This window comes from Amycolatopsis pretoriensis, assembly GCF_900107925.1.
In the GTDB taxonomy this organism is placed as follows: Bacteria; Actinomycetota; Actinomycetes; order Mycobacteriales; family Pseudonocardiaceae; genus Amycolatopsis; species Amycolatopsis pretoriensis.
Genome location: NZ_FNUJ01000003.1, coordinates 1 through 24,219, shown reverse-complemented (window position 1 = coordinate 24,219; position 24,219 = coordinate 1). Strand labels below are relative to the sequence as shown.

23 protein-coding genes and 2 pseudogenes are annotated in these 24,219 nt (G+C 71.5%); 12 read left to right on the top strand and 13 right to left on the bottom strand.

Annotation, left to right across the window (positions count from 1 at the left end; translation table 11 throughout):
* Window positions 1-95: 95 nt before the first annotated feature.
* Window positions 96-914, top strand: coding sequence for a cyclase family protein (locus BLV96_RS12530; protein WP_086673186.1), 819 nt, complete (start codon window positions 96-98; stop codon window positions 912-914).
* Here the strand turns inward: BLV96_RS12530 and BLV96_RS12525 are convergent.
* From BLV96_RS12525 to BLV96_RS12510, 4 genes are all read right to left on the bottom strand, one after another.
* The gene (locus tag BLV96_RS12525; RefSeq protein ID WP_244180197.1) at window positions 911-3,205 is read right to left on the bottom strand and encodes a putative bifunctional diguanylate cyclase/phosphodiesterase; all 2,295 of its coding nucleotides are present in this window, start codon (window positions 3,203-3,205) and stop codon (window positions 911-913) included. The genes BLV96_RS12530 and BLV96_RS12525 overlap by 4 nt on opposite strands.
* Before the next feature lie 92 nt (window positions 3,206-3,297).
* Window positions 3,298-4,113: an ABC transporter permease gene (locus BLV96_RS12520; RefSeq protein ID WP_091389112.1), complete on the bottom strand. Its 816-nt coding sequence runs from the start codon at window positions 4,111-4,113 to the stop codon at window positions 3,298-3,300.
* Entirely contained in the window at window positions 4,103-4,996 is an 894-nt protein-coding gene (locus tag BLV96_RS12515) for an ABC transporter ATP-binding protein (protein WP_086673181.1), read from the bottom strand. Before BLV96_RS12515 ends, BLV96_RS12520 begins: the two co-directional genes overlap by 11 nt.
* Before the next feature lie 102 nt (window positions 4,997-5,098).
* On the bottom strand, window positions 5,099-5,578 hold the full coding sequence (locus BLV96_RS12510) for a carboxymuconolactone decarboxylase family protein (protein WP_086673179.1): 480 nt from the start codon (window positions 5,576-5,578) through the stop codon (window positions 5,099-5,101).
* A 113-nt stretch (window positions 5,579-5,691) separates the two neighbouring features.
* Here BLV96_RS12510 and sigJ point away from each other — a divergent pair, with 113 nt between their 5' ends.
* Window positions 5,692-6,561, top strand: a complete 870-nt coding sequence (gene sigJ / locus BLV96_RS12505; protein ID WP_086673236.1) for an RNA polymerase sigma factor SigJ — start codon at window positions 5,692-5,694, stop codon at window positions 6,559-6,561.
* Window positions 6,562-6,599: 38 nt separating this feature from the next.
* Window positions 6,600-7,232 (top strand): TetR/AcrR family transcriptional regulator, encoded by a 633-nt coding sequence (locus BLV96_RS12500; RefSeq protein WP_086673233.1) that lies wholly within the window; start codon window positions 6,600-6,602, stop codon window positions 7,230-7,232.
* Here BLV96_RS12500 and BLV96_RS49815 read toward each other — a convergent pair.
* Window positions 7,229-7,396: a hypothetical protein gene (locus tag BLV96_RS49815; RefSeq protein WP_158104073.1), complete on the bottom strand. Its 168-nt coding sequence runs from the start codon at window positions 7,394-7,396 to the stop codon at window positions 7,229-7,231. The two genes, BLV96_RS12500 and BLV96_RS49815, sit on opposite strands and share 4 nt — an antisense overlap.
* Before the next feature lie 409 nt (window positions 7,397-7,805).
* On the opposite strand from BLV96_RS49815, the gene BLV96_RS12490 reads away from it, so the two are divergent.
* The gene (locus BLV96_RS12490) at window positions 7,806-8,588 is read left to right on the top strand and encodes a hypothetical protein (RefSeq protein WP_244180196.1); all 783 of its coding nucleotides are present in this window, start codon (window positions 7,806-7,808) and stop codon (window positions 8,586-8,588) included.
* 3 nt (window positions 8,589-8,591) lie between these two features.
* Here BLV96_RS12490 and BLV96_RS12485 read toward each other — a convergent pair whose 3' ends face one another.
* The gene (locus BLV96_RS12485) at window positions 8,592-10,493 is read right to left on the bottom strand and encodes a P-loop NTPase family protein (protein ID WP_086673175.1); all 1,902 of its coding nucleotides are present in this window, start codon (window positions 10,491-10,493) and stop codon (window positions 8,592-8,594) included.
* A gap of 337 nt (window positions 10,494-10,830) precedes the next feature.
* Between BLV96_RS12485 and shbA the strand changes: the two genes are divergently transcribed.
* Window positions 10,831-11,460, top strand: coding sequence for an RNA polymerase sigma factor ShbA (gene shbA, locus BLV96_RS12480; RefSeq protein ID WP_167379625.1), 630 nt, complete (start codon window positions 10,831-10,833; stop codon window positions 11,458-11,460).
* A gap of 3 nt (window positions 11,461-11,463) precedes the next feature.
* On the opposite strand, the gene BLV96_RS12475 is transcribed toward shbA, so the two are convergent.
* Both BLV96_RS12475 and BLV96_RS12470 read right to left on the bottom strand, forming a co-directional pair.
* The gene (locus tag BLV96_RS12475) at window positions 11,464-11,766 is read right to left on the bottom strand and encodes a cupin domain-containing protein (protein ID WP_086673172.1); all 303 of its coding nucleotides are present in this window, start codon (window positions 11,764-11,766) and stop codon (window positions 11,464-11,466) included.
* A 15-nt stretch (window positions 11,767-11,781) separates the two neighbouring features.
* On the bottom strand, window positions 11,782-12,294 hold the full coding sequence (locus BLV96_RS12470; RefSeq protein ID WP_086673170.1) for a sigma-70 family RNA polymerase sigma factor: 513 nt from the start codon (window positions 12,292-12,294) through the stop codon (window positions 11,782-11,784).
* Window positions 12,295-12,450: 156 nt separating this feature from the next.
* Here BLV96_RS12470 and BLV96_RS12465 point away from each other — a divergent pair, with 156 nt between their 5' ends.
* A complete protein-coding gene (locus tag BLV96_RS12465; protein WP_086673168.1) occupies window positions 12,451-12,810 on the top strand; it encodes a VOC family protein in 360 nt (119 codons plus the stop codon).
* Between the two features lie 89 nt (window positions 12,811-12,899).
* Here BLV96_RS12465 and BLV96_RS12460 read toward each other — a convergent pair whose 3' ends face one another.
* Complete coding sequence (locus BLV96_RS12460; protein ID WP_244180195.1) at window positions 12,900-13,265, bottom strand: RNA-binding S4 domain-containing protein; 366 nt, start codon at window positions 13,263-13,265, stop codon at window positions 12,900-12,902.
* Window positions 13,266-13,474: 209 nt separating this feature from the next.
* Here BLV96_RS12460 and BLV96_RS12455 point away from each other — a divergent pair, with 209 nt between their 5' ends.
* On the top strand, window positions 13,475-15,013 hold the full coding sequence (locus BLV96_RS12455; protein ID WP_208608220.1) for a GMC oxidoreductase: 1,539 nt from the start codon (window positions 13,475-13,477) through the stop codon (window positions 15,011-15,013).
* Window positions 15,014-15,068: 55 nt separating this feature from the next.
* On the opposite strand, the gene BLV96_RS12450 is transcribed toward BLV96_RS12455, so the two are convergent.
* A complete protein-coding gene (locus BLV96_RS12450; RefSeq protein WP_086673162.1) occupies window positions 15,069-15,554 on the bottom strand; it encodes a carboxymuconolactone decarboxylase family protein in 486 nt (161 codons plus the stop codon).
* On the bottom strand, window positions 15,551-16,627 hold the full coding sequence (locus BLV96_RS12445) for an NAD(P)H-dependent amine dehydrogenase family protein (protein ID WP_086673159.1): 1,077 nt from the start codon (window positions 16,625-16,627) through the stop codon (window positions 15,551-15,553). The genes BLV96_RS12450 and BLV96_RS12445 overlap by 4 nt, the downstream gene beginning before the upstream one ends.
* 116 nt (window positions 16,628-16,743) lie before the next feature.
* On the opposite strand from BLV96_RS12445, the gene ilvD reads away from it, so the two are divergent.
* The gene (gene ilvD / locus BLV96_RS12440) at window positions 16,744-18,435 is read left to right on the top strand and encodes a dihydroxy-acid dehydratase (protein WP_086673157.1); all 1,692 of its coding nucleotides are present in this window, start codon (window positions 16,744-16,746) and stop codon (window positions 18,433-18,435) included.
* On the opposite strand, the gene BLV96_RS12435 is transcribed toward ilvD, so the two are convergent.
* Window positions 18,425-19,753, bottom strand: coding sequence for a class I adenylate-forming enzyme family protein (locus BLV96_RS12435; protein ID WP_086673155.1), 1,329 nt, complete (start codon window positions 19,751-19,753; stop codon window positions 18,425-18,427). The two genes, ilvD and BLV96_RS12435, sit on opposite strands and share 11 nt — an antisense overlap.
* A gap of 14 nt (window positions 19,754-19,767) precedes the next feature.
* Window positions 19,768-20,181, bottom strand: coding sequence for an SsgA family sporulation/cell division regulator (locus tag BLV96_RS12430; protein WP_086673153.1), 414 nt, complete (start codon window positions 20,179-20,181; stop codon window positions 19,768-19,770).
* Between the two features lie 1,069 nt (window positions 20,182-21,250).
* On the opposite strand from BLV96_RS12430, the gene sigK reads away from it, so the two are divergent.
* The 4 genes and pseudogenes from sigK to BLV96_RS12410 all read left to right on the top strand — a co-directional run.
* The gene (gene sigK, locus BLV96_RS12425; protein ID WP_086673151.1) at window positions 21,251-21,847 is read left to right on the top strand and encodes an ECF RNA polymerase sigma factor SigK; all 597 of its coding nucleotides are present in this window, start codon (window positions 21,251-21,253) and stop codon (window positions 21,845-21,847) included.
* The gene (locus tag BLV96_RS12420) at window positions 21,844-22,524 is read left to right on the top strand and encodes an anti-sigma factor (protein WP_086673149.1); all 681 of its coding nucleotides are present in this window, start codon (window positions 21,844-21,846) and stop codon (window positions 22,522-22,524) included. The genes sigK and BLV96_RS12420 overlap by 4 nt, the downstream gene beginning before the upstream one ends.
* A 13-nt stretch (window positions 22,525-22,537) precedes the next feature.
* Window positions 22,538-23,860 (top strand): annotated as a pseudogene (locus tag BLV96_RS12415) (molybdopterin-binding protein).
* A gap of 93 nt (window positions 23,861-23,953) precedes the next feature.
* Window positions 23,954-24,219: pseudogene (locus BLV96_RS12410) on the top strand (fasciclin domain-containing protein); the annotation flags it as partial.

The window sequence follows — 24,219 nt, the reverse complement described above, 5'->3', positions numbered from 1 at the left end:
CATCCTCGCTCAGCTCCTTGGCCCCGCGCGGCTCGGGTGATATCACCGTGCAGGCCGCCGCCGCACGGGCGGTGTTCCGGTGAAAGGTGATCCCCATGCCGATGAGACGCAGGGTGCTGGCCGCGGGCCTGGCCGGGGTGTTCGGTGCCGCGCTGTCCGGGCGGACCGCCCAGGCCGCGACGGCGCCGCCGGTCCGGCTCGACCAGCTGAACCTGGTCAACCTCTCGCACGTCAACGATCCCGCCACGACGAACGTGTTCCCCGGCGACCCGGCCTTCGAGCTGGAAACCATCGCCACCATCCCGGACGACGGCTACTACCTGCAGTTCGTCCGCGAAGGCGAACACACCGGCACGCACTGGGGCGCGCCGGGCCACTTCAACACGGGCGAACCCCTCGCCGACGACCTGGACCCGGCGGATCTATTCCGGCCCGCCGTGAAGATCGACGTGAGAACGAAGGCCGCGGGCAACCCCGACTACGCCGTGACGGTCGACGACCTCAAGGCGTGGGAGAAGCGCCACGGCCGCATCCCCGACGAGTCCGTCGTCGTGCTCTGGACCGGCTGGGACGCGAAGTGGGGCACCCCGGCCTACCCGAACACCGGCGCCGACGGCGTACTGCACCAGCCCGGGTTCTCGATCCCGGCGGTCAAGTGGCTCATCGACACGGGCCGGCTCGGCCGCCGCGGCGGCACGGGCACCGACACGTTCAGCCCGGACGTCGGCACCGACGAGACGTACACGGTGTCGAAGCTGGTGTACCGGCGGCACCGGATCAGCCTGGAGATCCTGGCGAACCTGAAGGCGCTGCCGACGACGGGGGCGTGGGTGCTGGCGGGCGGCCCGATCAACCGGAAGGGGGCGGGCTCGACGGCGACGATCTTCGGCGTCCTCCCGCCCGGCGTGCGCTAACCCGCGGGGATCGTCGACAGTCTCAGCGCCGGCAGCGGCGCAGGGCGGCCGTACAGGTAGCCCTGCGCCGTGGTGCACCCGGCCGCGGTGACCAGCGACGCCTGCTCGGGCGTCTCGATCCCCTCCGCGACCACGTCCAGCTCGAGGTCCGCGCACAGCCCGACCAGCGACCGGCACAGCGCCGCGTCCCGGTCCGGCTGCACCCCCGTCGTCAACGCGCGGTCCAGCTTGATCAGATCGACCGGCAGCGCGTGCAGCACGGTCAGCGAGCTGTACCCCGCCCCGAAGTCGTCCAGCGCCACCCGGACGCCCAGCGCCTGCAGCCGCCGGATCGCCGCCGCGCCCGCGGCCAGGTCGGGGACCGGGACCGTCTCGGTGATCTCGACGACCAGCCGCGACGCCGGCAGCCGGTAGCGCGCGAGCGCGGCCGCGACGCTCTGCTCCAGCGCCGCCGCGCCGAGGCGGCTCGCGCACACGTTGACGTGCACCGTCAGGTCCAGCCCGGCCGCCGTGATCTCGCGGCACGCCAGGTCCAGCACCAGCGCGTCCAGCTCGGCGCCGAGGCCGGCGCCCTCGGCCGCGCGGACGAACGTTTCCGGCGACACGGCCGTGCCGTCGCGGGTGGTCCAGCGGGCCAGCGCCTCCACGGCCACCGGCGTCTCGCCGGCCAGCCGGACGATCGGCTGGAACACCAGGCCGAACCCCTCCGGGATGCCGCCCGATGCCCGCCGCAGCGCGGAGGGGAAGTCCGGCGGGCCGTCCTGAGACGGGCGGTAGACGACGGTCGTGTCCTTGCCGAGCCGCTTGCCCGCGTACATCGACGTGTCCGCGCGGCCCAGCAGCACGTCCGACGTCACCAGCGGCTCCGCCGGGTCCGGCACGACCAGGCCCATGCTCGCGCGGACCGGGACGAGCGTGCCGTGCACCGCGAACGGCCGCCGCAGCGCGCCCTGGATCCGGTCGGCGACGGCCTGCGGCGCGTCCAGCTCGCCCTCCAGGAGGATCGCGAACTCGTCGCCGCCCAGCCGCGCGACCGTGTCGCCCGCGCGCACGCAGCTCAGCAGCCGCTGGGCGACGGCGTGCAGCAGGACGTCGCCGCCGGCGTGCCCGAACCGGTCGTTGACCTCCTTGAAGTCGTCGAGGTCGACGAAGATCAGGACCAGCGGCCGGTCGACGGCCTCGACCGCGCGGTCCAGCCGGTCGGCGAACAGCGCGCGGTTGGCCAGCCCGGTCAGCGGGTCGTGGTAGGCCTGGTGGGTCAGCTGCTGTTGGCCCTCGTACACCCGCCGCAGCAGCAACCTGTTGTCCAGCAAGGAAAGCAGCTGGCGCGCGAGCACGAGGAACACGACGAGCACGCCGACGAACACCTCGACGCCGTCCGGGCCGGCGCCCGCCACGAGCTGCACGGTGATCAGCAGCGCCACGGCGGTGACGGGGACGTACGGCAGCGCGAGCTGCCACCAGTCCACCGCGGCGGCCGAGCCGGCGTCGTCACGGCGTCGCGAACCGGGCGTCACCAGCAACGCGAAGGCGATGAACAGCGGCCCGAGCACGAACCCGCCGTCCGACCACGGCTTCATGCTCTCCGCGCCGATGCTGACGAGGTAGGCGAAGACGCTGTCGGACGCGGCGAGCGCCACGATCCCGACCGCGGCGAGCAGCAGGTTCGCCCGGTAGGGGCGGTCCACCCGGTCGAACACGACCAGCAGCACCGCGACGACGACGATCACCAGGTCCGACAGCGGGTAGGAGATGGCGACGGCCCAGGTCGGCTTGTCCGGCGCGGTGGCCCGCACCAGCTGCCCGAGCGCGGCGGTCCAGGTGAGGATGAACAGCGAGCCGGTGACGATCAGCCCGTCGAGCACGACCGCGACGCCGAAGTGGGCGGTCCACTGGGCGGGCTGCCAGCGTTCGCGGTCCGGCCGGACCCGCGCCCGCGCCAGCACGAACAGCGCGGCGAGCGCGAACAGTGGGAAGCTCAGGTAGCCGACGTCGGCCAGGGACGGCGACGGCAGCCCGCGCCCGTCGATCAGCTGGTAGTACGACCAGGCGCACTGGCCGAGCGACCAGCCGGCCATCCCGATCGCGACGAGCACCCGCCACCCGCGCTGGTGCCCGCGGACCCGGCGCGCGGCCAGGACGCCGCAGACGACCGCGCCGACCCCGGCGCTCAGCTGCATGGCGTCGTCGACCCACAGGGCGAAGGTGTCGCCCCAGAACGCGAAGCCGTTGACCACGACGAGGGTCACCGTGAGGACGACGAGCAGGGCCGCGACTGGGTACCGCCGCACTGTCATGGCACCTCACGTGGGTCACCCGCCGGTCGGACCGGCAAACACTACACCGCGCGCACGGCCGTGCGCGGACACCGCACCGGCCCGCGTCAGGCGATGTCGCGGCGGTGCAGCAGCCAGCCGCCGAGCACGGCGAAGCCGACCAGGTACGCGCCCAGCACGACGGCCGCCTGCCCCGATCCGACGATCGCGTCGACACCCGGCGCGCTCGCCCCGAACGCGGCCGCCAGCGCGCCCGCGTTCGGCCCGGGCAGCGCCTTCTGCAGCTGCGCGACCCAGTCGAGCAGCGGCGCGGCGATGGACGCGAGCAGGTTCTGCACGGCCAGCAGCCACACCAGGCCGAGCCCGATCGGCAGCGCGACCGAGCGCAGCCCGACGGCGAGCAGCACGCCGAGCGCGCCCCACATCGTCGTGACGAGCCAGCCGGCGCCGACGCCGAGCAGGACGTCGGAGGCCGCCGGCCAGCCCAGCGGCTGGTCCTTCAAGGACGCGACGAGCGCGCTCGCGCCCGCCGTCGCCGCCAGCAGCGCGAGCACCGCGGCCAGCGCGCCCACCGCGACGGTGACCAGCTTCGCGGTGAAGACGGCGACGCGCGAAGGGTGTTGCACCAGCACGGTCTTCCAGGTGCCGTAGCCGTATTCGCTGCCCGCCACGAGCACGCCGAAGATCAGCGCGAGGGCGCCGACGAAGATCGGCAGGCCGCCCAGGGCGCTGCCGACGAACGCGCCGGGCAGCAGCGCGTCCAGCCCGCGGCCGGAACCGGGCGGCCCGGCGGCGCCGCTCAACCCCGCGTAGGGGACGGCGTAGCCGAACGTCAGCGACAGCACGACGGCGACGGCGAGCAGCAGCCAGCTCGCCGGGCGGCGGGCCTGCTTGGTCAGTTCGGCGCGGATGTCACGCAGCATGGCCGGTACATCCGGTGAGGGTGAGGAAGGTCTGTTCCAGGTCGGGTTCCCGCCAGCGCAGCTCGGTGACGGTCAGCCCGGCACCGACGAGCTCGGCGTTGACCCGCCCGGCTTCGCGGGCGTCGACGTCGAGTTCGAGGGCGTCACCGTCGACGCGGACTCGGCCGTAGAGCTGCCGGAGGTGGTCGCGGGCCCGGGCGAGTGGCTCGGCGACGACGCGCAGCGCCCCGCCCGCCCGCAGGTCCGCGACGGTGGTTTCGGTGACCAGGCGGCCGTGGTCGAGCACGCCGACGCGGTCGCAGATCTGCTCGACCTCGGCCAGCAGGTGGCTGGACAGCAGCACGGTGCAGCCCTCGGCGGCGAGCTTGCGCAGGGTGACCCGCATGTCGGCCATGCCCGCCGGGTCGAGGCCGTTGGTCGGCTCGTCGAGCACGACCAGTTCGGGCTCCTTCAGCAGCGCCGCGGCGAGCCCGAGCCGTTGTTTCATACCGAGCGAGTACGCCGAATACCGATCCTTCGCGCGGTCGGCGAGGCTGACGACGTCGAGCACGGCGTCGACGCGGGTGCGCGGCACCCCGGCGTGGTCGGCGAGGACGCGCAGGTTGGCCCGGCCGGACAGGTACGGGTAGGAGGCCGGGCCTTCGATCAGCGCGCCGACGCGGGCGAGGCTGCCGGGGCCGGGTTCGGCGCCCAGCACGCGGACGCGCCCGGAGGTGGGCCGGATCAGGCCGAGCAGCATCCGCAGCGTCGTGGTCTTGCCGGCGCCGTTCGGGCCGAGGAAGCCGTAGACCTCTCCGGCGCGCACCGAAAGGTCGAGCCCCTCGACGGCGGCGGTGGATCCGTAGCGTTTGGTCAGTGCGGTGGTTTCCACCGGCAGGGTCATGGGTCGCCTCCTTCGTGGCGTGTCCCATGGTCGGGCTCCCGGCGGCCCCGGTCGTCCGGCGGCGTACGGCAATCGCCACTACGCCGGCGGACGTACGCGGGGCTACTTCGTGTAGTTCTGGCCCAGCGGCTTGCCCGGCACCGGCTTAGCGATCAGCGCGACCGGGAGGAAGTAGCACATCTGGCTCAGCGCGAGGGCGAGCGTCCAGAGCGCTTTTTCGTCGTAGTGGGCGGAAGCCCGGGTGAACAGCTCGTCGGAAACGCGCTCGCCCAACGGGTTCGCGGTCAGCACGGCTTCGGCGAGTTCCAGCGCGACGCGCTCGGCGTCGTCGAAGTACGGGGAAGTCGGCCAGGACGCCACCGAGTCGACCTCCTCCTGGGTCGCCCCGGCTTTGCGGAGCAGGCCGGCCTGCCGCACCGTGTGGTAGGTGCTGCCCGCGAGCTGCCCGAGCCGCAGCTGCACGAGGTGGACCGTCTTGCGCGGGATCGCGCCGTTCATCGTCACCCGGGTCATCGCGCCGGCCAGCTCGCCCATCTCGGGGAAGAGCTCGGCGGCGTCGGGCAGGCGGGACTTGTCTGTCATCGTGGGTCCTTCCGGTCGGTTCGCCTGCCCGACGACGCGGGCGGCTCCGATGTGAGGCGGTGTCACAGATCGCCGCCCCGGCTCGTCGAGGCGGTGTGAGCGACAACGACTTGATGGCCGAGCGGCCGCAGCTGATCGGGATCGCCTACCGGCTGCTGGGTTCCCTGAGCGACGCCGAGGACGTCGTCCAGGAGGCGTACGGCCGGTGGTACGCCCTGCCCGGGCGGCAGCGGGAAGCGATCGCGAAGCCGGGGGCGTGGCTGACGACCGTCGCGAGCCGGATCTGCCTGGACCTGCTCGGCTCGGCGCGGGTCCGGCGGGAGCGGTACACGGGCGAGTGGCTCCCCGAGCCGCTGCCTTCGGACTGCCTGGCGGACCCGGCCGAGGCGCTGGTGCTCGACGAGTCGGTCACGATGGCGTTCCTCGTCGTGTGCGAGTCGATGACCCCGGCGGAGCGGGTCGCGTTCGTCCTGCACGACGTGTTCGGCTACCCGTTCGCCGAGGTGGCGGCGGTGCTGGGCCGGTCGGCGGCGGCGTGCCGCCAGCTGGCGACGTCGGCCCGCCGCCGCGTCCGGCCCGCGCCGGCTCCCGCCGGTGCGGGGGACGCCGCGGTCGTCCGGGCGTTCAAGGCGGCCTGGGAAGCGATGGACATCGCGGGTTTGGTCGGGCTGCTGGACCCGGCGGCCGTCGCGGTCGCCGACGGCGGGGGCCTCGCCACCACGGTGCCGCGCCCGGTCGTCGGCGGCGAGAACGTGGCGCGGTACACCGTCGAGATCACCCGCCGGATCCCGGCGATGACGCTGGTCGAGCGGGTCGTGAACGGGCGGCCGGGGCTCGTCGCGGAGCGGGACGGCGTGGTCGAGTCGGTGCTGGCGTTCGACGTCGCGGACGGGGTGATCCGGCGGATCTGGGGGGTGCGGAACCCCGAGAAGCTGCGCCCTTGGCGGGCCGTGGTCACGGAAAGCCGGTCAACTGCCCGATAGACTGAATCGAGCGGCCCACGACGTGACGGACGGTGCAGGTGACCGAGGCGAAGGAGCGGACCCGCGACCGGATCTCGCGCCGTCAGGTGGACAAGTTCGCCGACCGCCGGGCCCAGCTGGCCGAGTCGGCGCTGCGGACCCTGGCCGAGCTCGGCTACGCGCGCACCAGCCTGCGGGAGATCGCGCAGAACTCGGAGTTCTCCCACGGCGTCCTGCACTACTACTTCGCCGACAAGGTCGACCTGCTGACCCACTGCGTGCGCCGCTTCGAGGAAGTGTGCGTCACCCGGTACGACGAGATCGTCGCCCGCGCGCGGACGGCGGCCGACCTCGAACGGGACTTCGCGGCGGCGATGGCCGGGACCCTGCGCGCGGACGCCAAGATGCACCGGCTCTGGTACGACCTGCGCAACCAGAGCCTGTTCGAGGAGTCCTTCCGCGCCGACGTCCTCGAGATCGACCGGCGCCGCGAGGAGATGATCGACCACGTCGTCGCGCGGTACGCCGAGCTGGCCTCGGTGCCGGCCCGCGTGCCGCGTTCCGTCGCGTACGCGCTGTTCGATGGCTTGTTCCAGCAGGCCCTGCTCCGGCACCTAGCCGGCGCCGAAGACGCCGCGGCCGAGCTCGAACGGGCGGTTCCGGCCGTGCTGGCGCGCGTCGTGGCTGCCTAGGGGCCCAGGCGCTGGTGCGCGGTCCGCGGCGCGGGCACGACGAACGCGATCACCGTCGCGACCACCCCCACGAACAGGGAGAGGTGCGCGGCGGCCGGGACGGCGCTGATCAGGAACAGCCGCAGCGACCCCGAGATCAGCAGGCGCCACACCTTCGGGTTCATGATCAACAAGTACCCCGGTCCGCCCGCGACCACCCCACGATCACCCGCCCGGGGCGTTCGACACTTTCGACACGAAGGCGCGCGGCCGCTTCCCGGGGGCCGGCGCTTTTCGGGTGCGAAATCGATGCGGCTCGCCAAGAATGCGGCGGATAACGATCCGTTTGCCGCGGCTTGATCGACTGGACATCGGCGTCGGCGCTGACGAATATTGATGCCCGGCGGGAAGGGCGAGGGAGGAACGGTGGACCTCAGTGCGGCGGACGTGGTCGGTGAGCTGAAGGTTCTGCGCAAAGGGCGGGGAATTTTCACCACACCACTGGCGGATCGCGTCGGACCCGCTTTGCGCGCCACCTGTGGCATTTTGGAAGATGACGACTCGGTGGAGGTGCGGCGTAAACTCACCGACCGATTGCGCCCGCTCGTCGAGTCGTTGCCGGACGATCTGAAGATCGCTCTGCGGGCCGCGTTCGCGCTGGACGAGCGGGCGCGAAAACCGTTCTACCAGGAGCGGGTCCATTGGGCGGCGATCACGCTCGACCGCGACGACCGGACGGTCCGGCGCCGCATCGACGAAGGAATCGAGCAGGTCGCGGCAATGGCCGTCGCGGCGGGCGGACCGGATCCGCGACCGCGCTATCCGAGCCGCAGTTGGCACACCGAAGAACTGCGCGTGACGCTCGCACTCGACCAGCCGGTGGCCGAGGCGTTCGAATTCCGCCGGGTCGTCGCGGACGCCGACGAAATCGCCGAGCTGGACCTAGCGCTCACGCTCACCGCGGGCGCCGAATCCGGCGATTCGGTGCGTGAGTCCGATCTCGAGGTCGACGTGTTCCACGGCGGCGAGCTGACCGGCCGCGCGATGGAGTCGAGTGACCGGATCGGGTTGGCGTTGCGGTTGCCGGAGCCCCTGCGCCGGGGTGAGCGCCACGACATAGGTCTGCGATTCCGCGCGAACATGCGCCAGCCCCATTACATCTGCGTACCGAGGCACCCGTGCGACCTGTTCGACCTGCACGTCCGCTTCGGCGACCGGGTGCCGGACCGGATCGTGCTGCTGGAGAAGGCGTTCCAGAACGACACGAGGTCGCCCCGCGGAGCGGAACTGGAGCTGGACGACGTGGGCGAGGTGCACGTCCGGTTCCGGCACCTGGCGCCGGGTTTCGCGTACGGGATCCGCTGGCAGACGGGGTGAGGATCAGGGCGCAGGCCGATCGGTCCCGGCGGCGGCTTGACGGGTGTGGGCGAGGGCTTCGGCAACGAAGCCACAGGAGAGTTCAACCCGGGCGGCGGAGGTGAGGTCGGCGGAGGTGGCTTCGGCGGTCCCGAGGATGGCGGCGTGGATCTCACCGGCGGTGGCCGGGTCGCCGAGGGTTTCATAGGCGGTCGCGACGGGGCGTAGCAGGGCGGCGCGGTGGGCTGGGCTGTGGTTGGCGAGTACTCGGGCGTGCTGGATGAGGTAGGTGTGGGTGATGGTGGTCAGGTGGCCGGGTGGTGATGCGGTGGGGGAGCCATCGGTCGGGTTGCTGACCGATCCGCCGGCCGAGCCACCGGTCATTCCGCCGGCCTGCCCGCCGTTTGAGGTGCCCGCCGAGCCTCCAGTCGCTCCGCCGGTCATTCCGCCCGCCGGGATTCCTGCCGAGCCGCCGCTCGAGGCGCCCGCCAGCGCTCTCGACACCACCTCCGCCACCCCATCGGTGGGCGGCTCCCCGAACTCGGCGCGAGCCACTTCCACCGCCAGCGCCTGAAGCCGCAAGCCGCCCTCCGCCCACACCGCGAACCCGCGCGCGACCAACTCCTCGACCGCCGCCTCCCCGCCACTCACCGCGCCGGCCACCACCTCGACCGGGATCGGCGAAGGCGCCAGCACCGACCCCAGCCGCAGCACCTCGCAGACCGGCCGCCCGAGTCGCAAAAGCACCTCGCGGATCGCGTGCGGCGCTGTGTCCGGTAGCCCATCCAGTGCCTCACCGCGCGCCAGCAAGAACGCCGCCGCCCGGAGGGTCATCGGGTGCCCGTCGCAGCGCGCGATGAACTCCGCCGTCCCGGCCGGCAGCGACCGGCGATCCTCGATGACCGTGAGGTCCGGCGTCGTGGATGGCAGCGCCCGGCGGCGGTCCTCGGTGACCGTTGAGCTTGGTACCTCCGCCGTCCCGGCCGGCAGTGACCGGCGGTCCTCGGTGCCCGTGAGGTCCGGCCCCGCCGCGGCGGGCAGCGGCTGGCGTTCCTCGGTGGCCGTGAGGTCCGGCGCCGTCCCAGTCGGCAGCGACGGGCGGCCCTCGGTGGCCGTGAGTTCCGGTCCCACCGCGGCGGGCAGCGACCGACAGCCCTCGGCGGCCGTGAGGTCCGGCCCCACCGCGGTCGGCAGCGGCCCGCGGTCCTCAGCGCCCATGAGGTCCGGCGCCGTCCCAGACCGCAGCAATCGACGACCCTCCGCGACGGTCAACCCCGGCACCTCCACCGTCGCCCCCGGCCACCGGGCCGCCCGGCTCGTCACCAGCGTGCGGACCCGGCTCGCCGGCAGCAGAACCCGGGCCAGCTCGCCCGGCGGCAGCCCGGCCGGAACATCATCGACCAGCACCAACACCCGCGACCCCGCCGAGTCGATCCGGGCCGCGAGCCGCTTGCGCAACCGGTCGAACCCGCCGCCGGACGTGCCCGTCGCCGCCGCCAACGCCAGGTGGAACTCGGGCAGGAACTCGTCCGGGTCGAGGTGGCCGAACGGGCCCGTCCGCAGCACCCGGCCGCCGAACCCGCCGGCCAGGCACGCGTACTGCTCGGCCAGCGCCGTCTTGCCGATACCCGGCAGGCCGCGCACCAGCACCGCCCGGCGCGCGACCAGTTCACTGTGGACCGCCCACAGCAACGAGCACCCGGGTCCGGCGGCCGCTTTCTCGCGCACCCGCCGCACCAGGTCCGCGAGTGATTCCCCCGGAACCGTCGAATGGCCGGCGAGCACCACCCGGGAGGCCGCCAGTTCCGGCGCGAGATCGTCGAACGACGAACCCCGGAAAACGCGCAGCCCACCGGCGCGCAGGGCTTCCGCCACCCTGCCGGGCACCGTGGGACACAGGAAGACGTCGTACCGGTCGGCGGTCAATGGGTGATCATGGCTTCGGTTCCCGGGAGATCGGATTCGGTCACGCGCCAAGGATCGGAACGGGCCGCGAATTCGCTACGCGCGGCAGTATTTGTCCACTATTTGTCCCGCCCCGCGGGGATGACCCCCGGGTAAGCCCGGTGGGCCGTTTCTGGTTAACGGACAATATCTGGACAAGAACCACACTGCTGCAACGTTGCTGGTCAGCGCCTCGATTACTCCGATTGTCGGACCGGGAACCGAGGACAACGGACACGGGCCAGTGTGGTCCATTGTGGACGACGGGTACCCCGGTGGCGGTCCGGTGGACGATGCGAGGAGGGAACCCGTGGACACCATGATGGCGGAGACGGCGGTCGACGGCTACGTCGTGCTCGAGGAGCTGCCGCGCCCGGACGGGAAGCTGACGAAGGAGCAGCTCGACCCGGTCGTGGCGGCGGCGCGCGCCGGCGACCCGGACGCCGTCCAGGCACTGCTGCGGCTGATCAAGCCGACGGTCGTGCGCTACTGCCGCGCCCGGATCGGCGGGCGCGACCTGTCGTACCTCTCGGCCGACGACGTCGCCCAGGAGGTCTGCCTGGCCGTGCTGAAGGTGCTGCCGAGCTACCAGGACCGCGGCGGCTCGTTCCTCTACCTCGTGCGCGCCATCGCCGCGAACAAGGTCGCCGACGCCTTCCGCTCGGTCGCGCGCGACCGGTCGAAGCCCGTGCCGGAGCTGCCGGACCGGCCGCTCGGCGGCAACGAGCCGGAGAGCCACGTGCTCGACCTCGACCTCGGCGCCCGGCTGGGCAAGCTCATGGCGTTGCTCCCGCCGCTGCACCAGGCGATCCTGTCGCTGCGGGTCGTCGTCGGCCTGTCGGCGAACGAGACGGCGGAGGCGCTGGGCATCTCCGCCGGCAACGTCCGCATCACCCAGTACCGCGCGCTGACGAAGCTGCGCGGCATGATCAGCGACGGCGGGTTCTGAGCGTCACTCCAGCCATTCGGTGATGAAGTGGTCGCTTTCGTGGATGTGCACGGCCTCGTAGACGCCGGGGCCGAGCACGGCGAACTTGTGCGGCGTGCCGGCCGGGACGACCAGCACGTCCCCGGCGCCGCCGTCGCGTTCGGTGTCGCCGACGGTGAACCGGGCCCGCCCTCGGATGATCACGAACGTCTCGGTGTACGGGTGCTTGTGCAGGCGCGGCCCGGACCCGACGACGTCGCTGCTTTCGCGGATGACGGAGATCCCGGACCCGACATCGCGTCCTTCGAAGTTCTCGCTGTCGCTCACCGAGCCAGCGTAGCTCTAACCGCCGACCACTTTCCGCAGCTGGCTGAGCGCCCGGTGCTGGGCGACGCGCACCGCGCCCGGCGTCGACCCGACCTGTTCCGCCGTCTCCTCGGCCGAGAGGCCCACCGCGACCCGCAGGATGAGGATCTGCCGCTGCTTCTCCGGCAGCACCTGCAGCAGTCTCGCCATCCGCTCGCCCAGTTCCCGGCGCAGGGCGTGGTCTTCGGGGTCCATCGAAGCGTCGGCCTCGTCGGGCAGCTCGGCCGCCGGCTCGTCCCACTGGCGGGCGGCGGCCTTGCGGGCGGCCGTGACCTTCTGCCGGGCGATGCCCTGGACGAACGCGGGGAACGGCCGGTCCGGCGGCCGGGTGGTCAGCGCCTTGAACACGGCGACGCACACGTCCTGCGCGACGTCGTCCGCGGAGCACCAGGTGGCGTGCCGGGTCCCGAGGCGGGCGTGGCAGTAGCGCACCACCAGCGGCCGGGCCGCGGCGAGCAGGCGGTCCGGGGCTTCTTCTGCGGTTGTCATGGTTCCCCTCCATCCGGCGAGGGGACTACCCGTTTTCGCCCGGTCCGGACCGGAACCGGGCGAAGTCCCCGTTATCCCGGGCAGAACCCGCTCGCCGTGGCGATTCCGATGGTCATCGGGCGGAATGACCATCGGGCCGGTGGCACCCTGGGAGCCATGACCTTCGGCCTGCACCACGTCCAGCTCGCCATCGAACCGGGCAGCGAGGACCGCTGCCGCGCCTTCTACGTCGGCGTGCTCGGCCTGACGGAGATCCCGAAACCGCCCGCGCTCGCCGGCCGCGGCGGGCTCTGGCTGCGGACCGGCGGCCTCGAACTCCACCTCGGCGTCGAGCCGGGCTTCCGGCCCGCCCGCAAAGCCCACCCGGGCATCCTCGCCGACGACCTCGACGCGCTCGCCGACCGGCTGCACCGGCACGGCGCCGAGGTCGAGTGGGACGACGGCTTCCCCGGCCACCGGCGTTTCTACACCCACGACTGCCTGGGCAACCGGCTGGAGTTCCTCAGCCCGGCGTGACCGTGGTGCGCATTTGCCGGCGCCGGTGAATTACCGCGGTCGTGTTGCGATCGACCCATTTCGGAAATGGGTCGATCGCAACACCACGATCAGAGGTCCTGCTGCCGGAAAGCGTCCAGCACGCGACGCTCCCTTTTGGTCGGACGGCCCGCGCCGCGGTCGCGCCGGGCGACCGGGATCGCGGTCTCCGGGGGCGGCTTCGGAGTCCGGTCCACGTAGCACGTCACGGCGTCCGGCGCGCCGACGCGCTTCTGGATCACCCGTACCACGTCGAGGATCCTGGTCGTCCCGCCGATGCGCAGGCGCACTTCGTCACCGGGCACGACGGTCGTCGCGGGCTTGGCCGGCTTGTCGTTGACGCGCACGTGCCCGCCCCGGCACGCCGCCGCGGCGTCCGGTCGGGTCTTCGTCAGCCGGACCGCCCAGAGCCAGCGGTCCACTCGGGTCGACTCCACAGTCGTCCATCATGGCCCATTCAGCGGAATCCTCGCGCAACCCGGGGAGGTTACTCGCGGGTATATGTCGACTTGTCTGCACCACTGAGTTATAACCTGTTCTAATATACCTCAACGGTGAGGACCATCACATGCGTGACGAATCCGTGTGGAGCACCGCTTCTGGGCAAGTTTCCCGGCGTCTTTTCATTGCTGGAACTGGTTCTATCTTGGCGGCCGCGGCTGTGGGGAGCCGGGCGGCCGCCGCCACCATCGCCGACGCCGCGCGGGTGCCCGCGCTGGTGATCGGGTCGGGCTACGGCGGCTCGGTCGCCGCCCTGCGCCTGGCCCAGGCCGGCATCGACGTCCAGCTCGTCGAAATGGGCATGGCCTGGGACACGCCCGGCTCGGACGGCAAGATCTTCGCGAACACGACCAGCCCGGACCAGCGCTCGTTCTGGTTGCGCACCAGGACGAAGCAGCCGCTGTCCAACTTCCTCGGGTTCCCGATCGACAAGGACATCCCGAAGTACACCGGCATCCTCGACGCCGAGGAGTTCAGCGGGATCACCGTGTACCAGGGCCGCGGCCTCGGTGGCGGCTCGCTCGTCAACGGCGGCATGGCCGTCACGCCGAAGCGGGAGAACTTCGGCGCGATCCTGCCGACGGTCAACGCCGACGAGATGTACAACACCTACTACCCGCGCGCCAACGCCGGTCTCGGCGTCGGCCTCGTCGACCCGACGTGGTTCGACTCCGCCGAGTGCTACCAGTACGCGCGCGTCGGCCGCAAGCAGGCGCAGCGGTCCGGGTTCCCGTTCGTCTTCGTCCCGGACGTCTACGACTGGAACTACATGCAGCAGGAGCAGGCGAACACGGTCCCGCGCTCGGCGCTGGCCGGGGAAATCCTGTACGGCAACAACTACGGCAAGAAGTCGCTGCAGAAGACGTACCTCCCGCAGATCAAGGCGACCGGCCGCGTCACCATCTCGCCGTTGCACCGCGTGTCGTCGGTGACGCCCGCGGCGGGCGGCGGCTACGCGGTGTCGCTGGAGCAGCTGAACACCTCGGGCGCGGTGATCGCCACGAAGGGCGTCACCGCCGACAAGGTGTTCTTCGCCGCCGGTAGCGTCGGCACGAGCAAGCTGCTGGTGAAGCTGAAGGCCACCGGCGCGCTGCCCAACCTCAACGGCGAGGTCGGCAAGGGCTGGGGCGACAACGGGAACGTGATGTGCGGGCGCGCCAACCACATCTGGGACCCGACCGGCAGCCTCCAGTCGTCGATCCCCTGCGGCGGCATCGACAACTGGAACGCGGGCGGCGCGTTCGCCGAGGTGGCCCCGCTGCCGACCGGGATCGAGACGTGGGCGTCGTTCTACCTGTCCATCACGAAGAACCCGAACCGGGGCCAGTTCACGTACAACCCGGCGACGCAGGGCGTGGACCTCAACTGGCAGACGGCGTGGAAGCAGCCGTCGATCGACATGGCGAAGTCCATTTTCGACAAGATCAATTCGAAGGAGGGGACGATCTACCGGACGGACCTGTTCGGCGTGTACAAGATCTGGGGCGACCACCTGACGTACCACCCGCTCGGCGGCGCGGTGCTCGGCAAGGCGACCGACAACTACGGCCGGCTGGCGGGCTACCCGGGCCTGTACGCGATCGACGGCTCCCTGATCCCGGGCAACACGAGCGTCAACCCGTTCGTGACGATCACGGCACTGGCCGAGCGCAACATCGAAAAGATCATCGCCACCGACTTCTAGCAGTCTGCCGCGGCTTGTCGTGAGTGGCAATTAGGGTTCTAACCCCAATTGCCACTCACGACCGGTGGGACGGCAGGACGCAGACGGTGTCGAGACCCAGAACGTGGTTGAGGCGCCCGAAAGCCAGCCACGAGCCCAGGCTCATGGACAGCTCGACGATCTCCTTCTGGCTGTACACCGCGGACATCCGCTTCCAGAACTCGTCGTCCAGGTTGTGGTGGTCGGTCGCGTACCGCTCGGCGTACTCCGCCGCGAGCCGCGTCCGCTCGTCGAAGAGTTCCGTCGTGCGCCACTCCAACACCGCGTCCGCGAACTCCGGCTCGACCTTCACGCCGTCGCGTTCGGTGCGCCAGTCCAGGCAGAAGACGCACCCGTTGATCTGCGCGATCCGCAGCCGCGCGGCCTCGAACTCCCGCAGCCCCAACGTGGTGTGCGAGTACACGGCCAGCGAGAACTGCGACGCGGCGATGCCGATGCCGGGCACCAGCTCGCCCCACACGTACCCGATCGGGTCCTTGCCTTCGGGGATGTCGATGTTCACGAGCGCCTCCTTCCGAGCTTGCCGGCTGCCGGGCGCAGCGGGACGTCGAGTGCGTCGTAGAGACCGGGTTCCGCCTCGGCCAGCCAGTCGATCGCGCCGACGAGCCGGCCGACCGCGGTGGCATTGCCGCCCGCGGACCGGTTTTCGCCTTCGTCGGAAGCTTCGACGCTGACCTCGATGCGCGGCCGGCCTTCGATGATCACGCGGTGGGCGCCGTCGCCGCTGGGCGGCGTCGGCCAGTCCGGCGCGCACGACGGGTGGATGCGCGTGACGTGCTCGATGACGATCCGCGGTTCGCCGTCGACGATGCCCTGCACCTCGAAGCGCACCGCGCCCTGCGTGCCCTTCTCGAAGTCGCCCATCGTCCGTGTGGAGACGGTTTCCTCCAGCGGACGCCGCTGCAGCGTCTCGCGCAGCTCGTCGACCTCGACGCCGAGGCCGCGCGCGATCAGCCGGACCTGCCCGCCCCACACCATCGACGGCACGCCGGTCATCAGCATCGGCGGGTCGTAGTCCATCGGCTGGCCCATTCCGACCAGGTAGCGGACGGAGTCGGGCTGCTCGTAGGTCGAGTAGTCGAAGATCTCCTGGCAGCGGATGACGTCGACGTCCGTGCCGAGCCCGCTGATCAGCAGCGGCAGCACGTCGTTGCCCCAGCCGGGGTCGACGCCGGAGACGAACAGCGAGCCGCCGCCCTCCTTGATCGCCGCCAGCACCGGGTCCCGCAGCTCCGGGGGCGCGTTGCGCTGGTCGTAGAGGGGGTAGAGCGCCGGCGTCACGACGACCGCTCCCGTCCCGACCGCGCGGACGATGTCGGCGAGCGCGTCGTCGAACCGGACGTCCCCCGAAGCGGCGTAGACGACGGCCCGGGGACTCGCCGCCAGCACCGCGTCGACGTCGTCGGTGGCGGTGACACCCAGGTCGCCGACACCCGCGAGCGCGCCCGCGTCCTTGCCGACCTTGTCCGGGTTGTTCACCAGCACCGCGGTGAGCTCCAGCGCCGGATGGGCGTCGACGGCCCGGATTGCCGCACGGCCGACGTTGCCCGTGCCCCACACGACAGTGGCGATCATTTCGCCGAGTTTTCGCCGGTTCGCCCAGCTCCGGGAAGCACTTCGTTCCGGCCAGCGGACCGCGCCGGGCCGAGTAGGCTGCAGTGCGTCCGAACGTCGTATCGGAGGGCCCCGCGATGACGATCGATCCGAAACCCCGCAGCCGCACGGTGACCGACGGGATCGAGGCCGCGCCCGCGCGTGGCATGCTCCGCGCCGTCGGGATGGGGGACGGCGACTGGCGCAAGCCGATCATCGGCGTCGCCAGCTCGTGGAACGAGATCACGCCGTGCAACCTGTCGCTGGACCGGCTCGCGCAGGCGTCGAAGGAGGGCGTGCACGCGGCCGGTGGCTACCCGCTGCAGTTCGGCACGATCTCGGTGTCCGACGGCATCTCCATGGGCCACGACGGCATGCACTTCTCGCTCGTGTCCCGCGAGGTCATCGCCGACTCCGTCGAGACGGTCATGCAGGCCGAGCGCCTCGACGGCTCGGTCCTGCTGGCCGGCTGCGACAAGTCCCTGCCCGGGATGCTGATGGCGGCCGCGCGCCTCGACCTGGCGTCGGTGTTCCTCTACGCGGGCACGATCGCCCCCGGCTGGGTGAAGCTCACGGACGGCACCGAGAAGGACGTCACGCTGATCGACGCCTTCGAGGCGGTCGGCGCGTGCCGGGCCGGCCGCCTGAAGACCGACGACCTCGACCGCATCGAACGCGCGATCTGCCCCGGTGAGGGCGCGTGCGGCGGCATGTACACGGCGAACACGATGGCGTCGGCGGCCGAGGCGATGGGGATGAGCATGCCGGGGTCGGCCGCGCCGCCGTCCGCGGACCGCCGTCGCGACCACTACGCGCACCTTTCGGGTGAAGCCGTCGTCGGGCTGCTCGAGAAGGGCATCACCGCGCGGGACATCCTCACGCGGGAGGCGTTCGAGAACGCGATCACCGTGATCATGGCCCTCGGCGGCTCGACCAACGCCGTGCTGCACCTGCTGGCCATCGCGCACGAGGCGAAGGTCGAGCTGACCCTCGACGACTTCAACCGCGTCGGCGACCGCGTGCCGCACCTGGGCGACCTGAAGCCGTTCGGCAAGTACGTCATGAACGACATCGACCGCCACGGCGGCATCCCGGTGCTGATGAAGGCGCTGCTCGACGAGGGGCTGCTCCACGGCGGCGCGCTGACCGTCACCGGCCGGACCGTCGCGGAGAACCTCGCCGAGCTGGACCCCGACCCGATCGACGGCGAGGTCCTGCGGCGCTTGGACAACCCGTTGCACCCGACCGGCGGCATCACGATCCTGCGCGGCTCGCTCGCGCCCGAGGGCGCCGTCGTGAAGTCCGCGGGCTTCGACACGGCCAACTTCGAGGGCCCGGCACGCGTGTTCGAGCGCGAGCAGGAGGCGATGGCGGCGCTGAACGAGGGCCGGATCTCTTCGGGGGACGTCGTCGTCATCCGCTACGAAGGACCCAAGGGCGGGCCCGGCATGCGCGAGATGCTCGCGATCACCGCGGCGATCAAGGGCGCCGGCCTCGGCCGGGACGTCCTGCTGCTGACCGACGGGCGGTTCTCGGGCGGCACGACGGGGTTGTGCATCGGCCACGTCGCGCCCGAGGCGGTCGACGGCGGCCCGATCGCGTTCGTCCGCGACGGCGACCGGATCGCCGTCGACATCAAGGGCCGCAGCATGGACCTGCTGGTCGACGCCGCCGAGCTGGCGCGGCGCCGCGAGGGCTGGGAGCCGTTGCCGAACAAGTTCCCGGAAGGCGTGCTCGGGAAGTACGCGAAGCTGGTCCGGTCGTCGTCCTACGGGGCCGTCACGAGCTGAGCGCGCGCTTGTCGACCTTGCCGACGTCGGTGAGGGGGAGCGCGTCGACGAAGTCCACCTTCGCCGGGACGTAGTGCTCCTGGCCGAAGGTGGCTCGAGCGTGCGCTTTCAGTTCGTCTTCGGTGACCTTTCCGGCGACGACGACGGCGTGCAGCACGTCGCCCCGGCCGAAGACGGCCGCGCTCCGCACCGCCGGGTGCGTCTCGAGCGCGTGCTCGACGACGGTCGTGGCGACCTTCGTGCCGTGCTCACCGACCACGACGACGTCGTCGGCGCGGTCGAGCAGGTAGAGGTAACCGTCGTCGTCGAAGCGCCCGAGGTCGCCGGTGCGCAGCCAGCCGGCGCCGACGTCCGGGCCGCCGAGGTAACCGTCCATCATGGACAGTCCGCGTACTTCGACCTCGCCGCATTCGGTGATGCGGGCTTCCATGCCGGGGACGATCCGGCCGACCGAGCCGAGGAGTTCGGGACGGCCGATCAGCTCGCCGGCGGAGATGCTGGCGATCATCGGCGCTTCGGTGAGGCCGTACCCCTGGCCGACGACCGGGCCGAAGACGTCGAGCGCTTGGGCGAGCCGGTGCGGCGGCAGCGGCGCGGCGCCGAGGGAGAGCGAGCGGACGCTGCTGAGGTCGGTGTTCTTGCGTTTCGGGTGGTCGAGGACGGCGGCCAGCCGCGGCGGCGTCAGGGAGAGCGTGTCGATGCGGTGGTGCTGGATCGCGTCGAGGACGGCACCTGCGTCGAAGCCGTCGTGGATGACGACGGTGTCGCGCTTCAGCAGCGTGCCGAGGACGGTGGCGTTGCCGGTCATGTGCGTCATGGGGGCGACGAGCAGTGTGCGGCTCGGTTCTTCGGGATTCGGCGTGAAGATGTGGGCCATGCCGTCGTAGATGCCGCTGTGGCGGATGAGCTTGGGGGTGCCGGTGGTGCCGCCGGTGGGGAAGAGGAGGTGCACGGCGTCCGGCGGGTCCAGCGGTGCGGGGTCGCCGTCGAGGTCGTCGAGGGTTCTCGTGTCGGCGCCGGGCCAGTCGTGGGGCCGATCGGTGACGACGGTGGCGCCCGCGGCCGCGGCGAGCCGGTCTCGCGTCGGCGCCGAGGCGGGGACCATGAGCACGGTCGCGCCGCGCAGGAGGGCGGCGAGCTGGACGAGAACCGTCTCGGGCCGGTTCCGCAGGTCGACGGCGACGGTTTTTCCGGTCGTGTTCAGGCGGCGGAGGCGGTCGCGGGCCTGGTGGTAGGTGGTGACGCCGTCGTGGATGAAGAGGGGGCGGTCACCACCGTCCTCGAGCGCGGCGAGGACCTTCGTCAGGAAGAAGCTCACCGGGTGGACGGTACTCAGTCCTGGTAGGAGAGCTTCTCGAGTTCCTGGTCGAAGTCGAACCAGTCGCTCTCGCTCCCGGCGGGGACGACGTCGTAGGTCCGGTCGAGGAAGGCGGCGATCTCCTTGGCGGGAGCTTCGAGCACGGCGGCGCCATCGGGAGAGGTCAGCTCGACGACGACGAGGGCGGGATCGCCGGCGGGCCCGACGCGGACGTCACCATCGCCGCAGCGGGCGAGCAGGCCATCGGCGAGCAGGTCCCGCCCGAAGAGCCACCGGACGGCGCTGGGGCCGGCGTGCAGCACCACGGCGACCGCATAGGGATCGCGGGTGTCGTACTCCAGCTCGGCGGGCACCGGCCGCGGCCCGGCGCCGAAGGTGCGCAGGGCGAAGTCGATGCTGGCGCTGGTCACGTTGTGCGGGTCGGCCATCGGGACTGCCTTTGCTACTCGTCGGTTAACTTCGTCTTGTTCCAGGGATAACCCATAGTCAGTTCAACGCCCAGCGTTCCGAAAAACTTTCACACTCTGGGGTGATCAAGAAGTGCCCGAGGTCACCTTGGGCGTGGCCGGAAGGGCAGTTTTCTTACGCTGGGTGAGCAGTCGTTCGGTCGTTCCTTAAGGGCAGTCGTTCCGTCTCAGGTGTCGTTACTTCTCGGCGGCCGCGGCTGGAGTCACTGCATACCTGAAGTGACTCAAGTTTCTTGGCTGCTCCACCTTTGGATGTGCTCGGCGCCGAGGTGTGCGCATCGCTGTGCCGACGGTCGAGACACGGCCGCGCGGCTCTCGCGACCGCGACGTCGCCGCGCGGCCCCGCGGCCCCGCGGCCGTGACCGTGACATCGCCGCGCGGCCCGCGCCAGCCCGCGAGCCGGCCTCGGCGCCAGGCTCTCGGAGCCACCGGGTTGGCTGGGCGGCCAGTCGCGAAGTGACTCAACTTTCCGAGTCGCCATGCAACTGATGTCATCTCGACTTTGGAGCCGCTGCGAACCTGGAGCCACCACAGCGGCTGGCTGATCCGCCGATGCTGATCCGCCGATGCTGGTCGCCGCCTCGGTCGGCCGCGCGCGAGCCTGCCTCGGCCTGCCGGTCGGCATCCGTGCCAGACTTTTCGGCGCCACCGGGCCGGGTCCGGCTCCCTCGGGTCGCCCACCGAGGATTCGTGGCTTGGGTGCGCACTTGGATCCACTTCGTAACTGAAGTGACTCAACTTTCGCATCCGATGCGCGGCTTTAGTCACTTCAAGTTTGGAGCCGCTGTACACCTGGAGCCGCCGCAGCGGAGGAGCGATCCGCAGCCGCCGCCTTGACCGAGCCCGCGCGGAACCGTGCCCGCCCCTCGACCGGCCGCGACAACCAAACTTTCGGAGCCACCCCACCACCGGATGGGTCCCACTCCGAGAGTTGCACCGTCCGGGTGGGAAGCCCCACCCCAAACCAGTCCACCAAGCCGCCCAGCCGCGAACCCCCCGCACAACCAGGGTGAGGCGGAGGGTGCCGGGCATGGGTGAGCGTGGGCGGCTGCGGCTGCAACCGGACGAGGCTCCGGTGCCCGCGGCGGGCGCCGAAGAACTCCTGAGACGGGTCGCGGCCGGAGACGAAAGCGCCTTCGCGGCGCTGTACGACGTCATCGCCGGTCCGGTGCTCGGGCTGGTCACGCGCGTGCTGCGCAACCACGCCCAGGCCGAGGAAGTGGCGCAGGAGGTGCTGGTGGAAGTGTGGCGCAAAGCCGCGCGATACGTCCCGGACCGGGGGAGCGCGCTGTCGTGGGTGCTGACCATCGCCCACCGCCGGGCCGTCGACCGCGTGCGCTCGCACCAAGCCGTGCTCGACCGGGAAGAAAAAGCCGGCCGGATGGATGTGCGGCGGCCGTTCGACGATGTCACCGAGTCCACTTTGGCCACTCTTGACCAGCAGCGCGTCCGGCAGTGCCTCGCGCAGCTGACCGATCTGCAGCGCGAGTCGATCGTCCTCGCCTACTACAACGGCTACACCTATCCCGAAGTCGCCGAGGTGCTGAAGGTGGCACCCGGGACCGTCAAGACCCGCATCCGGGACGGCCTGATCCGGCTACGTGACTGCCTGGGGGTGGATCGATGACCGCCGAGCTGCACACGCTGACCGGGGCCTATGCACTGGACGCACTGTCCGATGTGGAGCGTGCCGGGTTCGAACGGCACCTGGGCGAGTGCCCGGCGTGCCGCCAGGAAGTGGCCGAGCTGCGTGCGACCGGTGCCCGGCTGGGCGCTGCCGACGCGGTGACCCCGCCGCCCGAACTGCGGTCGCTGGTGCTGGCCGCGGTGGCACGCACCCGTCAGCTGCCGCCGCGGATTCCGGTCCAGCGGGGCGGGAAACCTAGACGCGGCAGGGTCTTCCGGTTGCGCATGACGCTGGTCGCGGCCGCCGCGGCGGCTGTCGTCGCGGTCGGCGTCGGCGTCGTCACCTCGACGCCGCCCGCTCCCGTCGACTCCGTCCTGTCCGCGCCCGACGCCTCCGCGATCCAGGGCACCGGCGAGGGACACGCGACTCTCGTCGTGTCGCGCAGCCGGAACCAGGCCGTGCTGCTCGCCGCGGACCTGCCCGCGCTCGACGCCGGCCACGTCTACCAGGTGTGGCTCATCCGCGCCGGCGAAGCGCACTCCGCCGGGATCCTGCAGCCGCGGATGCTGATGTCCGACATCCCGCCGGGCACCGACCGGATCGGCATCACCGTCGAACCCGCGGGTGGCTCGGCCGGCCCGACGACGCCGGCGGTCACCCGGATCTCCCTCGCCTAGCGATCGGACCGCGATGAGCACCTCGACGGCCGAACGGCCGGCCCCGACGCCACCCGCGCCGAAGCTGCGCCGGTGGGTGGCCGCCCTCCTGGGCGTCCCCGCGCTCGCGGCGGCGCTGGCCGCGGGCCACCTCGTCGCCGGGTTCGTCGGCGTCAACGCGTCGCCCTACCTGGCGGTCGGCAACGGCGCGATCGACCTGACCCCGGTGGGGCTCAAGGACTTCGCGGTCCGCACCTTCGGGACGTACGACAAGCTCGTGCTGCTCTCCGGGATGGCCGTGGTCATGGTGCTGGCCGCGGCGGTCGCGGGACTCGCGTCGCACGCCGTGGCCGGGGCTCGTCGTGGTCACCGGGTTCGGCCTCGTCGGCGCCGTCGCGGTGTACGCGCGCCCCGATCTCTCGACCGTCGCGCTGCTCGCCCCGCTGGCGAGCCTCGTCGCTGGCGTCGCGACGTTCGCCTTCCTGCACCGCGCAACCCGGCGCGACGTCGTGGCCGACTCTTCGCGCCGGACCGTGCTGCTCGCCGGCGCCGGCGTGGCGGGTCTCGGCGGGCAACTGCTCGCCGGCAGCCGGGACGCGGCGTCGTCGCGCGCTGCCGTCGGGCGGCTGGTCGCCGATGATCCCGGCGGACGCCGACTTCGCGAAGCTCGGCACGCCGACGTTCCTCACCCGCAACGCCGACTTCTACCGCGTGGACACGGCGTTGTCCGTCCCGCAGGTGCGGACCGAGGACTGGAGCCTCCGCCTGCTCGAGGAGGCCGGCGTGCGGCCCGGCGCCGAACAGCTCTATTCGTCCAGTGTGGACGGCTGGACGTCCGGCAGCCCGGTGCCGGCGGCGATGGACCGCGGGCGCGGCGCCATGCTCGCCATCGGGATGAACGGTGATCCCCGGGTTGTACGGTTACGTGTCGGCGACGAAATGGGTCAACGATCTCGAAGTGACGACCTGGCAGGCGCGGCAAGCCTATTGGCTGAAACGCGGCTGGAGCCGGGAAGCGCCGATCAAGACGGAATCGCGGATCGACACGCCGAAGGGTTTCGAAACCGTCCCGTCGGGAAAGGTGCGCGTCGCCGGGATCGCGTGGGCGCAGCACGCCGGCGTCGAGAAGGTCGAAGTGCGCCTCGACGACGGTGCCTGGCGGGAAGCCTCGTTGTCACAGCAGGTCAATCCCGAAACCTGGCGCATGTGGTGGATCGAAATCGACGCCGCGCCCAGCGGTCACCAGGTCGTCTGCTGGGCCACCGACAAAAGCGGGTACACGCAGACCGACATGCGCGCCGGAACCGTGCCCGACGGGGCCACCGGGTGGCACCGCATCAATTTCACCGCGCGGTGACCCACGTCACTCGATCGGGCGCCAATCCGGTTTCCGCGTAGCTCCGAATACCCCGCAAGAAGAAGTTCACAGCCGCTTTTTGGAGTGATTTTCGTGACCAAGCTTCGTGTCGCCGGAATCGGTTTCGCCGCCGTGGCCGCGCTTTCGCTGACCGCGTGCAGTGGCAGCGACACCGCTTCCTCCGGGAGCTCCAGCAGCGCCCCGGCCCCCGCTCCGTCGTCGTCGATGGCCGCGCCGTCGTCCAGCATGGCCGCCGGGGACGGCGTGACCACCAACGCCGACGTCTTCGGTCCCGCCTGTTCGCAGCTGCCGCAGGGTTCCGCGCCCGGTTCGCTGGACTCGATGGGCCCGCAGCCGGT